Source organism: Schaalia radingae, assembly GCF_900106055.1.
Taxonomy (GTDB): Bacteria; Actinomycetota; Actinomycetes; order Actinomycetales; family Actinomycetaceae; genus Pauljensenia; species Pauljensenia radingae_A.
Genome location: NZ_LT629792.1, coordinates 2,402,810 through 2,416,431, shown reverse-complemented (window position 1 = coordinate 2,416,431; position 13,622 = coordinate 2,402,810). Strand labels below are relative to the sequence as shown.

At 57.3% G+C, this 13,622-nt stretch carries 13 protein-coding genes and 1 pseudogene; 5 read left to right on the top strand and 9 right to left on the bottom strand.

What is annotated here, in order from left to right:
* From trxB to BLT69_RS10640, 4 genes are all read left to right on the top strand, one after another.
* On the top strand, window positions 1–1,053 hold the full coding sequence (trxB, locus tag BLT69_RS10655; protein WP_092648034.1) for a thioredoxin-disulfide reductase: 1,053 nt from the start codon (window positions 1–3) through the stop codon (window positions 1,051–1,053).
* Window positions 1,050–1,406 (top strand): thioredoxin family protein, encoded by a 357-nt coding sequence (locus tag BLT69_RS10650; RefSeq protein ID WP_070726064.1) that lies wholly within the window; start codon window positions 1,050–1,052, stop codon window positions 1,404–1,406. The genes trxB and BLT69_RS10650 overlap by 4 nt, the downstream gene beginning before the upstream one ends.
* Before the next feature lie 123 nt (window positions 1,407–1,529).
* Window positions 1,530–2,849, top strand: coding sequence for an aminotransferase-like domain-containing protein (locus BLT69_RS10645; protein ID WP_092649171.1), 1,320 nt, complete (start codon window positions 1,530–1,532; stop codon window positions 2,847–2,849).
* Between the two features lie 91 nt (window positions 2,850–2,940).
* Window positions 2,941–3,900 carry a D-alanine--D-alanine ligase family protein gene (locus BLT69_RS10640; RefSeq protein ID WP_092649026.1) on the top strand — a complete coding sequence of 320 codons (960 nt, stop codon included), beginning with the start codon at window positions 2,941–2,943 and terminating at the stop codon, window positions 3,898–3,900.
* 72 nt (window positions 3,901–3,972) lie between these two features.
* Here the strand turns inward: BLT69_RS10640 and BLT69_RS10635 are convergent, their stop codons facing one another.
* From BLT69_RS10635 to rpmH, 9 genes and pseudogenes are all read right to left on the bottom strand, one after another.
* Window positions 3,973–4,629: an HAD family hydrolase gene (locus BLT69_RS10635; protein ID WP_092649025.1), complete on the bottom strand. Its 657-nt coding sequence runs from the start codon at window positions 4,627–4,629 to the stop codon at window positions 3,973–3,975.
* 418 nt (window positions 4,630–5,047) lie between these two features.
* Window positions 5,048–5,962 carry a ParB/RepB/Spo0J family partition protein gene (locus BLT69_RS11295; protein ID WP_371935794.1) on the bottom strand — a complete coding sequence of 305 codons (915 nt, stop codon included), beginning with the start codon at window positions 5,960–5,962 and terminating at the stop codon, window positions 5,048–5,050.
* A gap of 1,015 nt (window positions 5,963–6,977) precedes the next feature.
* Window positions 6,978–7,862, bottom strand: coding sequence for a ParA family protein (locus BLT69_RS10625; protein WP_092649023.1), 885 nt, complete (start codon window positions 7,860–7,862; stop codon window positions 6,978–6,980).
* Between the two features lie 48 nt (window positions 7,863–7,910).
* On the bottom strand, window positions 7,911–8,600 hold the full coding sequence (gene rsmG, locus BLT69_RS10620; RefSeq protein WP_092649022.1) for a 16S rRNA (guanine(527)-N(7))-methyltransferase RsmG: 690 nt from the start codon (window positions 8,598–8,600) through the stop codon (window positions 7,911–7,913).
* A gap of 151 nt (window positions 8,601–8,751) precedes the next feature.
* A pseudogene (locus BLT69_RS10615) lies at window positions 8,752–9,255 on the bottom strand (Jag family protein); the annotation flags it as partial.
* Between the two features lie 93 nt (window positions 9,256–9,348).
* Complete coding sequence (gene yidC, locus BLT69_RS10610; protein WP_092649020.1) at window positions 9,349–10,716, bottom strand: membrane protein insertase YidC; 1,368 nt, start codon at window positions 10,714–10,716, stop codon at window positions 9,349–9,351.
* A complete protein-coding gene (gene yidD, locus BLT69_RS10605; RefSeq protein ID WP_092649019.1) occupies window positions 10,706–11,116 on the bottom strand; it encodes a membrane protein insertion efficiency factor YidD in 411 nt (136 codons plus the stop codon). The genes yidC and yidD overlap by 11 nt, the downstream gene beginning before the upstream one ends.
* A complete protein-coding gene (gene rnpA, locus BLT69_RS10600) occupies window positions 11,113–11,487 on the bottom strand; it encodes a ribonuclease P protein component (protein WP_058237587.1) in 375 nt (124 codons plus the stop codon). Before rnpA ends, yidD begins: the two co-directional genes overlap by 4 nt.
* Window positions 11,488–11,494: 7 nt before the next feature.
* Entirely contained in the window at window positions 11,495–11,632 is a 138-nt protein-coding gene (gene rpmH, locus BLT69_RS10595; protein WP_083314406.1) for a 50S ribosomal protein L34, read from the bottom strand.
* A gap of 473 nt (window positions 11,633–12,105) precedes the next feature.
* On the opposite strand from rpmH, the gene dnaA reads away from it, so the two are divergent.
* Window positions 12,106–13,512, top strand: coding sequence for a chromosomal replication initiator protein DnaA (gene dnaA, locus BLT69_RS10590; RefSeq protein ID WP_058237586.1), 1,407 nt, complete (start codon window positions 12,106–12,108; stop codon window positions 13,510–13,512).
* Window positions 13,513–13,622 lie beyond the last annotated feature (110 nt).

The following is a 13,622-nucleotide window of genomic DNA, read 5'->3' as shown; positions in this document are numbered from 1 at the left end:
ATGACTGATTTTTCCGTCTCCTCTATCCCCTCTATCAACGCAATCAGCCTGGGCGACAGTCAGGCGGACGATGCAACGGCCCCTCAAACCGCCGACCAGGCCACCGAGGCTACACAGTCTCACACCGACGGCACCGTTCATGACGTCATCATCGTCGGATCAGGCCCCGCCGGATACACGGCAGCTGTCTATACCGGGCGCGCCGGCCTGAGGCCCATCGTCATCGCAGGTGAACTGGACGCAGGTGGCGCCCTGATGAACACGACGGACGTGGAGAACTTCCCCGGTTTCCCTGAGGGTATCCTCGGGCCCGAACTCATGGAGAATATGCGTGCCCAGGCCGAACGCTTCGGTGCCGATATTCGTTTCGAGGATGCCCGCAGCGTCAGCCTCGAGGGCGACGTCAAGACCGTGACACTCGATGACGAGACACTGCAGACTCGCACCGTGATTCTCGCGACCGGCAGCGAATACCGCCACATGAACGTGCCAGGTGAAGATGAGCTTTCCGGCCACGGCGTCAGCTACTGCGCCACCTGCGACGGCTTTTTCTTCAAGGACAAGGACCTGGCGGTCATCGGTGGCGGCGACTCTGCAATGGAAGAAGCAACCTTCCTGACTCGTTTCGCACAGTCCGTCACGATCGTTCACCGTCGCGACGAACTGCGCGCCTCCAAAGTGATGGCAGACCGCGCCAAGGCTGACCCGAAGATTTCCTTCGCGTGGAACTCGACAGTAGCCAGCGTCGAGGGCGACACCGAGGTGGAAGGCCTCGTTTTGCGTTCCACCGTTGACGACTCTGAGACCACCTTGCCCGTCCAGGGCGTGTTCGTTGCGATCGGACACCTGCCACGCACCGACATCGTGCGCGGCCAGATTGACCTGGACGAAGCCGGTTACATTACCGTGAACGAGCCGTCGACCCACACATCACTGCCTGGCGTATTCGCCTGCGGTGACGCAGTGGACCACATGTATCGGCAGGCCATTACGGCAGCGGGATCAGGGTGCCGAGCCGCCCTCGACGCTGAACGGTACCTGGCAACACTGTGAAGCGTGTCGACCTGCGTGAACTCGACACGCTCCTTTCCGACGACCGCATCGTTTTCATTGCATGCCTGGCCCACTGGAGTCCCGAATCGCGCATGGTTGAGCCGGTTTTCGACGAACTTGCAGGTGAATTCGCTGCAGATGTCACGGTTGTGGCTGTCGATACCGACGCCCCGCAGTTCGTCACCTTTGCGAAACGATGGCATGTGACGTGGGTTCCCAGCGCCGTCCTGATCAATCCGTATGACGACGAGCAGCCCACCCGCACGTGGGATGGTGCGCAACCGAAAACCGAGTTGCGTCACGGACTGGACAGTGCTTGCGCGATGAAACATCGGCGCGCTAGTGTGACCTGATTCATCATATGTCGCCTCACGAGTGTCACCGTTACTGACCGTGTGTGAAGTGGTGGCACACTGGTGATAGAACGTGTGATCAGCACTTGCGTAGCACAATGGAAGGAAATCGTTGTGAGCCAGATGCCCGGCCGGGAAGCCGCTCAGCATGGAAACCGTCTCGACCCATGGTTTGACCATTATGCCGAGCGAGCTCACAACCTGCGCGCCTCTGAAATCCGCGCGTTGTTCTCGGTAGTGTCGCGCCCCGAAGTTGTCTCACTGGCTGGCGGCATGCCCAACCTGAAGGACCTGCCTATTGAGCGCCTGGCTGACTCGGCGCGCGACTTGATCGCACGCAACGGTTCGGTCGCAATGCAATACGGCTCCGGTCAAGGCTGGGAACCGCTGCGCGAACAGATCTGCGACGTCATGTCCTATGACGGCATCGCAGGTGCCGACCCCGATGACGTTGTCATCACCACCGGTTCGCAGCAGGCCCTGGACCTTGTTTCCGAATTGTTCATTGACGAGGGTGACGTTGTCATCGCGGAGTCGCCGTCATATGTGGGAGCCCTTGGTGTGTTTCGTGCGCGTCAGGCCGATGTGGTGCACGTCGACATGGATGCCGATGGCATCATTCCGCAGGCGTTGGAGGATATGATCCACTCTCTGCGTAAGTCTGGAAAGACGATTAAGTTCCTGTATACGATTCCGAACTTCCACAACCCAGCGGGCGTGACGCTGAGCGAGGAACGCCGACCGCACATCGTTGAGATCTGCCAGCGTGAACACGTGCTGATCGTGGAAGATAACCCCTACGGACTGCTCGGCTTCGGGTCAGATCCGCTTCCCGCATTGAAGTCCTACGCACCGGAAGTCGTGGTCTACCTGGGATCGTTTTCCAAGATGTTTGCACCGGGCTTCAGGATCGGATGGGCCTACGCACCCCACGCAGTCCGCGACAAACTGGTCCTGGCCAGCGAGTCAGCGATCCTGTGCCCCTCGATGGTGGGTCAGATGGCGATCGGCGGGTACCTGGTTGATTACGACTGGTACAGCCAGGTCAAAACCTTCCGTTCCATGTATCACGAGCGTTGCGACGCAATGATGAAGGCGTTGGCTGAGTACATGCCGGACTGCACGTGGACACATCCTGAGGGCGGCTTCTACACGTGGGTCACGCTGCCCGACGGCCTGAACGCCAAGGCGATGCTGCCGCGCGCGGTGCGAGCCCAGGTCGCTTACGTGGCCGGAACTGCCTTCTACTATGATGGGCGTGGTACCAATCACATGCGATTATCGTTCTGCTACCCCACTCCCGAGGAAATTCGCGAGGGTGTGCGACGTCTGTCCACTGTGGTCAACGCTGAGAAGGAGCTGGTGGACATGTTCGGTGTCGGGTCGGTCCCTGCGAACGCGCACATCGATGTCGAGCCCACACTGCCGACTTCAGATAACTGAATAGGTCCGTGAACCTGCCTGAGCGCACTGTTCACACCACTCACGTTCTTTGACAGATATTGCCACGACTACCTCAGGAGGTATCGACGCTATGACTCGTCAGACAGATCACCCACAACGGGTCTTGATCATTGCAGGTGGACTTACCCACGAGCGCGACGTGTCCGTGCGGTCGGGCCGCCGCGTGGCATCCACCTTGCATCACCTGGGCCACAAGGTATGCGTGTGCGACCTGGACAGTGAATTGCTGACAGGTATCGAGGATTTTCAGCCCGATGTGATCTGGCCGCTGATTCACGGCTCCCTGGGCGAGGACGGATCCTTGCAGGGCTTGCTCGAAAACCTTGATATTCCCTTCGTCGGGTCGAACTCGGCTCAGGCCATGATGGCGACCAATAAGCCCACAGCCAAGAGCCTGGTTGGTTCATCGGGTTTGAACACTCCCGGATGGGTGACACTCCCTCAGCAACTTTTCCGCCAGGTTGGCGCCTCCGGTGTGCTGGATTCCCTGGATCAGACAATGCACTACCCGGCGATCGTGAAGCCGGCTGATGGTGGATCGGCCCTGGGTCTGTCGAAAGTGACCTCGGCTGAGGAGCTGCGGCTGGCGCTGGTTGACGCCTTTGCCTATGGTGAGCGCGTCATGATCGAGAATTTCGTGGAAGGCACCGAAGTTGCCGTCTCTGTTCTTGACCTGGAGAACGGGCCCACGGCCTTGCCGCCTATTGAGATCGTCACCGATGATGGGCGTTACGACTACGATGCCCGCTATACCACGGACAGCACGGAATACTTCGTGCCCGCTCGTCTTGATCAGGAGGTTCTCGATCATGCGCAGGAAACAGCATTGGAGATCCACGCTTTGCTGGGATTGCGTCACCTCTCCCGCATTGACGTGATCGTTGATCCTGCTGGAACTGTGTGGTTCATCGATGCGAATGTGGCACCCGGAATGACAGACACGTCGTTGTTCCCTCAGGCTGCAGATGCGCAGGATTCATTCAGCGCGGTGTGCGACCGCATCGTGCATTTCGTGGCCTCAGATCTGTGAGGTTGTGGTCGAGCGTGCTTTCCGAAGGCGCCCTCGTCACTTCAGCACTTCAGCGAGTGTCTGCAGCTCGTGTCAGCTCGCTGCGACGCATTCGTCGAGCAGGTTGAGGTTGACCAGCGCCTCACGCGCGGTGGCTGGGTCGGTCCACTGAATGGTGTGCATTCCTGCCAGTGTGGCGGCGCGAATATTGGGCTGTCGATCGTCAATGAAGAGAATGCTGTCCGCTGGCACCCCTGAACGGGCGATTGCTTCTTTATAAATGCGTTGTGCCGGCTTGCACACGCCCAGCGGAGCGGAGAATGTGAAGTGGTCGAAGGCATCAGCCCAGGACAGTTGCGGGAAGCGGTCGGCAATCGCGTGCGGCGCGTTGGACAGGATCCCCAGGTTCATTCCGCGGGCTTTCAGTTCGCATACGAGTTCGAGGGCGTCCGGGTCAGGCAGGTCGAAGCGTGTAATGTCTTCCTGGACGAGAGCGGCGATCGTGGCATCGCTGAGTTCACCCAATCCGCAATCTCCTGCGACGTGGTCCCAGAATTCACGGTCTGAACAGCCAGCATCGTAGGCATCACGGTGGAACCAGATGGAATGATCAACCAGCTTGACGGTGTCTGACGGGGTGGTATCCATATTCATGACCTGAGCCATCTTCGCCGCATCAGGTCGGTGTGTGACAAGCACACCACCAATGTCGAACAATACGGTGCTGATCAGGCACTGCGCATTCCCCATTGCTGCTTAATCTCCTATTGGACCGGTGGACGGACTCACCGCTGGTTGCGCTGGTAGCGTTTCCGGCAGCTCACCCGTATTCGTATCGCTGCTCTGATTGTCTCCGTTTTTCAGATGTAATGGGATAGTTTGTGATCATTCACACCGGCTTCACGAATAGTATCGATCACAGTCTGCGGCGCACGGCCGGTGAATTCACGGGTGCATTCCTCGGCGCCTTGCGCCACCGCATCGCATCATCACGGTGTGACAGCGTCATGGCACCATGCCTCTAGCGCATAGCATGACTGCGCGACACCCATATCACCTCTAGTGGTCTAATCCTCAAGACTCATTAACCCATCCTGAGACGCTTGTTGACAATAAATGTCGGCATCACGATCGCGCACGTGCGGCCCTGTCTATATCTGCGTACGCGTTACCTGGCCTGTGCGCGCAGGACTGCTGCGATGCGTTCCAGGTCCTGTGCGCCGGCAAACTCAATGACGATCTTGCCTTTGGTGCTGCCTTCGTTCACCGTTACACGGGTATCGCACAAATCAGACAGTTCCGCTGCCACGTGGCGCCCCAACTCAGAGAGCTGCTGAGGTTTGCGGATGCGTTGTACCCGTGCAGGCTTAGGCTTGTTGAGCCGAGCGATTTCTTCCGTCGTCCTCACCGAGAGCCCTTCTGCTACGATTCGGTCAGCCAACAGCTCCATTTCATCTGGTGTTGACAAAGAGAGCAGGGCTCGTGCGTGGCCAGCAGAGATCACGCCCGAAGCAACTTTTCGCTGCACGGCGGGTGGGAGTTTGAGCAATCGCAAGGTGTTGGCAATCTGCGGACGCGATCGTGCAATGCGCCTTGACAGCTCTTCCTGCGTTGCTCCAAAGTCCTCCATCAGCTGAGCATAGGCCGAGGCTTCTTCAAGTGGATTGAGCTGGGCGCGGTGGAGGTTTTCCAGCAGGGCATCTCGCAGAAGGTCTTCATCTTGGGTCCTTCGGATAATGGCGGGAATGGTGTCGACCTCAGCGATTTCAGAGGCGCGCAGACGTCGCTCTCCCATGATGAGTTCATAGCGCGCTTCCGGCTTTTCCTCGATGTATTCACGCAATGTGTCAGGCGTATCAGACGTGATTTCGATGGGTCGAATGACAATCGGCTGCAACACCCCGACTTCTCGAATCGAAGCGGCCAGTTCGTTGAGGTCATCTTCGTCAAAAACGCTCCGAGGCTGACGGGTATTCGGCACAATCCACTGAGTTGGAATCTCAGCAAAGGTCGCACCGGGAACTTCGACCAGGTCAGACGTCTCGTCACCAGTACCTGCGTGACCAGCGTCTGATCTCGGCACTGCTTCCGCGTTATTTGATCCCGAGTTTTCTTTCGGCGCGTGATCTCCGTCAGGTCCTGGCGAATCGGCGGCCGACGGCGATGTTTCACGTGAAACATTCGCAGGTGTTCCTTCAAGGACCTCAGCAAAGAGCCGTGACCTCGACTGACCTTTACGAGGTGACGCACCCTCACCTTTTCGCGACACTGCGCCGTCATCCGATTGTGATTTGCGGGCTGCACCTTTTCTTGTTCCAGCAGATGTTACACGATTCTTTCTCGTTGAATCCTTGTGGGCGCGTTCAGGACCCAAGTTGCGGGACTGATTGGATGCAAATGCGTCCGACGACTCTGACGCAACGGTTGTTGAATTCCCCGTACCTTCTGACTCGGGCGTGGTCGTGCCCTTCCGTGTGTGTGCTGTCCGACGTGACGAGCGCGGAGACAACAAATCTCGTTGTGACCCTCCACGAACTCGAGCATGGCTACCCGTATGCTCTGGAAATAAGACATCAAGCGGCCGCGACACCGAATGTGGATTTTCGCTCTGAGAATCTGGAATCAGTGCCGCCAATCCACGTCCCAGTCCTCCGTGCCGACGAGTCGATTTTCCTGAATCGGACGATTGATGTGCAGTGTCTTTCTTCCTGGCCATCGTTCCCAGCGCTTCACTTTCTTCGGTCGTATCGATGCTTTCGATTCTACAGTTCTCTGAGCGCCAACGAATGTTTCACGTGAAACATTGCTGTGAGCACATTCGATTGCAACCTTGTCCACCGTCCAAACAAAGAGCGCTCGATATCACGAGTTGCAGGAGTCCCTATCCACCATCATGTCGGGTTCACATCGCACCTGGTCATCCAACTTGACCGGGCTTTTGTCATCACTGACCAAACGGGCCTCTTCGTGAATGTTTCACGTGAAACATTTCCTGCATTCGCATACAACCTGACTCACTCACAGGCCCGCCACCCGCACAGACACTGGAACTGTAATTATCCTTCACAGGTCACGGCCACGCAAAATGACGCGATCAGTTACTTCTGTGCCCATCGCTGCGTCAACTCAAGCGCCGCCTTGCGGTACGCAATCGCACCGGTCGATCGCGGATCATAGGTTACTGCAGTCTGCGAGTAACTCGGCGCCTCGGAAATGCGAACGGATCGTGGGATGACGGTTGTCAGCGTGATCTCCCCAAAGTGTTCGCGCACTTCAGCTGCAACCTCTTCGCTCAACTTGGTACGTTTATCGACCATCGTCAGCACAATCGTCGAGATCCTCAACCGCGGATTGAGTTCAGATCGAATCCGTTCGATCGTTGACCATAGCTGGGTCAAACCTTCCAGCGCGTAATATTCGGTCTGAATCGGAATCATGACCTCGTCGGCACACACCAGTGCATTGAGCGTTACCAATCCGAGCGACGGGGGACAGTCAATCAGGATGACATCCACGTCACGGTTCACTGACAAGAACTCCGAAACCGCATCGGACAGCAAAAATGCACGACGCGGCAAATCCACCATTTCAATTTCAGCACCCGACAAGTCAATGGTCGATGGGCACACCCGCAAGCCTTCCACATCAGGGCAGTCCTGAATCACGCCTGCCAACGATGCTCCCTCCACCATCACGTCATAGATTGACGGAGTGCCCACGCCATGTTCTGCACCCAACGCCGTCGACGCATTTCCCTGGGCATCAGCATCAATGACCACAACATTCAACCCGCCAAGAGCCAGAGCTGCAGCAAAGTTGACGGCGGACGTCGTCTTTCCAACGCCACCCTTCTGGTTGGCAACGGTCATGACCACAGGGCGCTCTGGCCGCGTGAAGACCGCGTGCTCGAGCATACGAAGATCAGCATAGTTCTGCTGAAGACGCCGCGATAGGGGAGCGTCACCTTGCGTCAATTCGCTCATCTCAGCCTGCCTTCTTCTTGTCTACTCTGTCAGCCGCTGGTTCCGAGGTCACACATCGCGACGGGCAACGACCACATAGGTCGATTCATCTTCCATCACCGACGGTACTTCATGAACCTCAGCGAGGAGATGATGGCGCTTCAATTCGTTGCGTGCGTCCTCAACTTCGAGCGCAGCACGACGACCTTTCAACGCCACCAACTGACCATGAGGAGCAATCAGCTTGGACGTCATTCGCACGAGCTTCGACATTTTCGCCACCGCACGAGCCGTCACCACATCAGCACGACCCTTACCGCGCAGATCTTCCGCGCGAGCCTGGTGGATTGTCACACTGTCCAAACCCAGCTCATCGATTGCGTCCGCCAACCATTCACACCGACGCTCCATCGGCTCTGCCAAGTGAACGTCAAGTGATGGTTTACATATGGCAATAACTAGGCCAGGAAATCCCGCGCCTGAACCCACATCAAGCACCTGTCCACGCTTAGGCAGAAAATCCAATACCGCAGCTGAATTCACAATGTGGCGCGACCACAATCGTCCGGCTTCACGCGGTCCGATCAAGCCGCGCATCTCTCCCTCGTCAAGCAGCATGTCGACCAGGTGCTCCAATGCCGAGAAACTGGTACCGAAATACTCGCGCACAGCTTCGGTGGGCTCTTCGGGGATCACCAGGTCAGCGTCGCCGGTGCCGTCAGGTACACTACCGGCCGCAGGCGCCGCATCCTCACTCATCGTCGCGCTCAGCAAGTTCCGAGGTTGCCTCGGCTACATCAGAAGCCGGAGCAACAAAGTCGCCTTCCTGCAATTCCTCCAGAGCGCGCACCTCGTTAACAGATTCGTCATCGCTGTCTGAATCCTCGAAGTCCGCGTCGTCATCAACGTCGTCGCTCTCATCGTCACGCGGATCGGAGATCACGACATAGCGATGTGGATCTGCGCCTTCCGATTCGGAGTGCAGGCCAGCCTCGGCCACCACGTCGTGACACACCTTGCGCTCAAACGGGTTCATCGGTTCAAGCTTTTGCGGCTCACCCGTCGCATTCAGGCGGTTAATGGCCTCTTGTGTCAGCTCACGAAGCTGGACGCGGCGATTGGCACGGAAGCCCCCGATGTCCAGCATCAAGCGTGAGCGTTCGCCCAGCTCGGTTTGTACTGCCAGGCGCGTGAGTTCCTGCAGGGCGTCGAGAACTTCACCGTCCTCACCGACCAGGTTTTCCAGACCAGTCGCGTCGTCAGCCACGATTTCCACCGACGCGCGACCGTTTTCAACGTCGATCTCAATGTCACCGTCAAGATCGGCAATATCGAGCAGTTCCTCCAGGTAATCTGCCGCGACTTCGCCTTCTTCTTCCAGACGTGACAACGTTTCGTCTTTCTTCTCACTCATTGAGATGTCCTTCCGTGGGGCTCCACTTGTTCAGGTGCGGGGGATCGGCGGTGAGTGTCACTGTCGCTGTGTGTCAGTGCCACCACTTTCCGATCATTTTCTCTTCTTCTTGCGTTGGCCTGGGTTGTTGCGTTGACTCTTGCGCTGTGCGCGGCGGCGTTCCACCTCTTCAGGGGTCAGCTCGCTCTTGGCACGGTCGTTCGCCTCGCGGCGAGCTCGCCGATTCTGTTCGGCACGTTCATGCTCGGCAGCCAACTGACGTTCCTTAGCTTCTGCCTGCTTGCGCTGTTCACGACTCATCCGTCGGGGCTGTTCACGCTTCGCAGCCTTCTCCTGGCGCACCACGCTGCGCTCCTTGGCACGGTGGACGCCACGCATCCACGTTTCGTCAGGCAACGTCGTCCACTCCTGCAGCGCTAGGTTACGGTATACGCCCACCACTTCACCCTCACTCATTGATTCAGGGAAGTTGCCGGCTACGCGCTGGCTCCTGGCCTTGCTCTTGATTTCCTTGAGCGATGTTTGGTTCAGCTGTGCGACAGCCTCAGGATCAGATCCGAGTTCCTCACGCTTGCGGTCGTATTCCTCGAAGTAAGGCTTGGCCCACTCCTTGTACCCACGTTCACGCTTGGCCAGCACGTCCTTGTAGGCCGGTGAACCGGGGGTTGGCATCACAGTCATCATCACCATCTGCTGGCCGAAGGTCCACGCGGTGGAGATCGACAGGTAGATCATGATGCCCATCTGCACCACAAATGCCGTGAAGACAAACATCAACGGCATCAGGTACATCATCATCTTCTGGGTGCGCATCATCGGGTTTGATGAATCCTGAGCCTGCTGCGGCATGTTGCGTTCCATCGAGATCTTCATCGTCAGGAACTGCAGCACGACCATGAAGATGGCCAAGATGATGAAGACCGCCAGACCCACACCCGTCGATTCGGTCAAGCGCCCTGACAGTGACACACCTGCCACCGTCGTCCGCTCGATTTCCTGAGCCAGCGCCTGATCGATCGGACCGATGTGGTCGCCAAGATTGAACGTTCCCTGCGCAACGGCACCCGCGTTCCACAGTGCGCGGTACATACCGAACAGAATCGGCATCTGAACCAGCAGCGGCAGACACGAGGCAAAAGGATTCGTCCCGTACTTCTTGTTGAGCGCCTGCATCTCCTCGCTCATCTTGAGACGAGATGCCTGGTCCGTCTTGCCCTTGTACTTTTCCTGAATCTTCTTCATTTCAGGCTGCATGACGGACATGGCTCGCTGCGAACGCAGCTGCTTGACGTACAGAGGTGTAATCAGTGCGCGCACCACAATCGTCAGCACGATGATCGACACAATCCACGCCACACCTGGCCCACCGCTCATTCCGAGCGCCACCAGCAGATCGTGGATCTTTACCCACACCCATGCGATCGCAACGGTAAATGGGTAAATGATCTTGTCAAACCACATGGACATCTCCTTCATGTGTGTCTCGCACAGGCGAATGTGCGCATGTCTGATCGATCGTATCGTGAGTGCACGAGGGCGACTCGTCACAATCGCTAAGCCCCATTACGGGGAAGTCATCGGGGTCCAGATAACCCGCCCAATCGTCAGGCGGAACCCAGGGGGGTGCACTCCACTGGCCTTGAAGCGGCACATGGTCGACACCGCCATTGGACCACGGGTTGCATCGCAGGAGCCGCCATGACGCCAGGAGTGTGCCTTTGATGATGCCGTGAACTTCGATCGCACGCACGGCGTAAGCCGAACATGTGGGTGCGTACTTGCATCGTGGTGGCAAACCGGGAGAGATGAAGCGCTGGTAGAAACGTATGGGTGCCAAAGCGATGGTGCGCAGGAGGCTCATTTCTGGCCCCGTTGCTGCTCGCGTTCATCCCACTTGCGCCATGCCCGCGTCAGTGCCCGATCCAGGTTGACGCCCAGTGTGGCCGAGTCCTGACCCAGAGCTCGGTGCCCTGCGCGGACAACAATGCGCGCACCGTCGGGCTGGTCAGCTACTCGCGCGGCCATGAGGTGGCGCAGGCGACGCTTGATGGTGTTGCGTCGTGTTGCCAACGCGACTTCGCGCTTGGGCACGATGAAACCGACGAGGCGCTTGGAAGCATCCTCGTCGGTTCGGCAATGCACCACGACCATCGCATTACCGCTGCGAGAACCATGACGGATTGTCGTTGAAAAATCGGTCGAATCCACCATGCGATGCGCGCGCGGCAACACCGAAGTCTCAGGCAGAAAGACGTGCGCGGCCTTTGCGGCGACGGTTGGAGATCACCGCGCGACCTGCACGTGTCCGCATACGCAAACGGAAACCATGCGTACGGGAACGACGACGGTTACTGGGCTGATAGGTCCTCTTCACCATGACGCTACTCCTTGACGGTGGAACCCCTCGTTCCACTCTTCCTTTATTTCTTTCACCGCGAGTATCCACCGAGTTGTTCTCGCAGGACGGTTCACGGCGTGCTCATGCGAGCACAGACAGATTTCAAGCGTAGGGGTTTGACCCAGAGCCGTCAACGCAATCGAGGCCAATTGTCACCGGTTCCACACTCCCAATTTTCGTCCACAACTGTGGACTGGCCCGTGGATAACTTTTTCCACATTCGTGGATTTCCACATGTTATCCACAACGGTGTAATTTACGGATTTTCCGCAGCATCTCTGAATTCGGCTTTGTAACTACACGTGTGTCATTTGCCAGCGTGTTTTCCACAGACCTTTCCCCAACTTGTGGATTACGCTCAGATCGATACAGTGAGTTATCCGGACGTCGTCACAAACTGGTAGCGTTCAAGTGTTGAATGTCACGTCGGTTTCGCAGGTAAGGTAAGAACAGTGAGCAAGTCGTTATCCGATGCGTGGGCAGACGCCCTCGAATCGTTGAAATCTGTTGATTTAGGGCCATTGGCGGCGTCATTCATCAACATGGTGAAACCTCTGGGCGACATCGAAGGCACCATCTTGCTGGCCGTCCCCAACGAATTCACCAAAGGTTTCATTGAGACACGCGTTTCCGACGAAGTCACGCAGTCACTGTCCCAGGCACTGGGTCGCAACGTGCGCATCGCTGTCACCATTGACACCTCGCTTGCACCGCTTGAAGACGAGAGCGCATCACCCGACGATGATCATGTTCCACCTTTGCAAACTCCGCGCGACGCCGGAGCCTCGCGCGTGCTCGATGCTGTGAATATCGATTCAACGGAAACCCGGCTCAACCCTCGCTATACGTTCGACACATTCGTCATTGGCCCCTCGAACCGTTTTGCCCATGCGGCGGCAACGGCGGTGGCTGAAGGACCGGCCAAGTCCTATAACCCCCTGTTTATCTACGGTGGGTCAGGACTGGGAAAGACTCACTTGCTGCACGCGATCGGTCACTACGCACTGTCGATGTATCCGCATCTGCGTGTGCGCTACGTCAATTCCGAAGAATTTACGAACGACTTCATTAACGCTATTCGCGAAGACCGCGCGGAGGAATTCCAGCGCCGCTACCGCGAAGTGGACATTCTGTTGGTGGACGACATCCAGTTCATTCAGGGCAAAGAGCAGACCGTCGAGGAGTTCTTCCACACCTTCAACACCCTGCATAACGCTAATAAACAGGTCGTTCTGACTTCGGATCTGCCGCCCAAACAGCTGTCAGGCTTTGAGGACCGGCTGCGTTCGCGCTTCGAGTGGGGTCTGCTCACCGACGTTCAGCCACCGGATCTGGAAACGCGTATCGTCATCTTGCAGAAGAAGGCCGTTGGCGAGGGGATCGAAGTGGATCCGGCTGTGCTGGAGTACATCGCCTCGCGCATTTCGTCGAATATTCGAGAACTCGAGGGTTCGCTGCTGCGCGTGACGGCTTTCGCCAATATCACGCAGCAACGCATTGACTTGCCGCTGGCTGAGATGGTCCTCAAGGACATCATTTCTGATCCCGATGACACGGAGATCACGTCCGCACTGATTATGGGTCAGACCGCGCACTACTTTGATGTCACGCTGGATCAACTGTGTTCAACTGACCGTTCCCGCACGGTGGTGGAAGCACGCCAGATCGCCATGTATCTGTGTCGCGAGTTGACAGATCTTTCATTGCCCAAGATTGGCGCAGCGTTCGGCGGTCGTGACCACACCACGGTGATGCATGCCAATAAGAAGATCACCGAGCAGATGGCGGAAAAGCGTGACATTTTCAACCACGTCACCGAGTTGACCAACCGCATCAAGCAAAAAGCTCGCAATTCGTAAGGATCGCCCGTACCGTTGAGCCACGAATTGACGAAGGGGGCGCGTCCAGCCGCATATTCCTTACTTACCCACCGCTGGGGATAAAACTGTGGATATCCTGTGGGTAATGA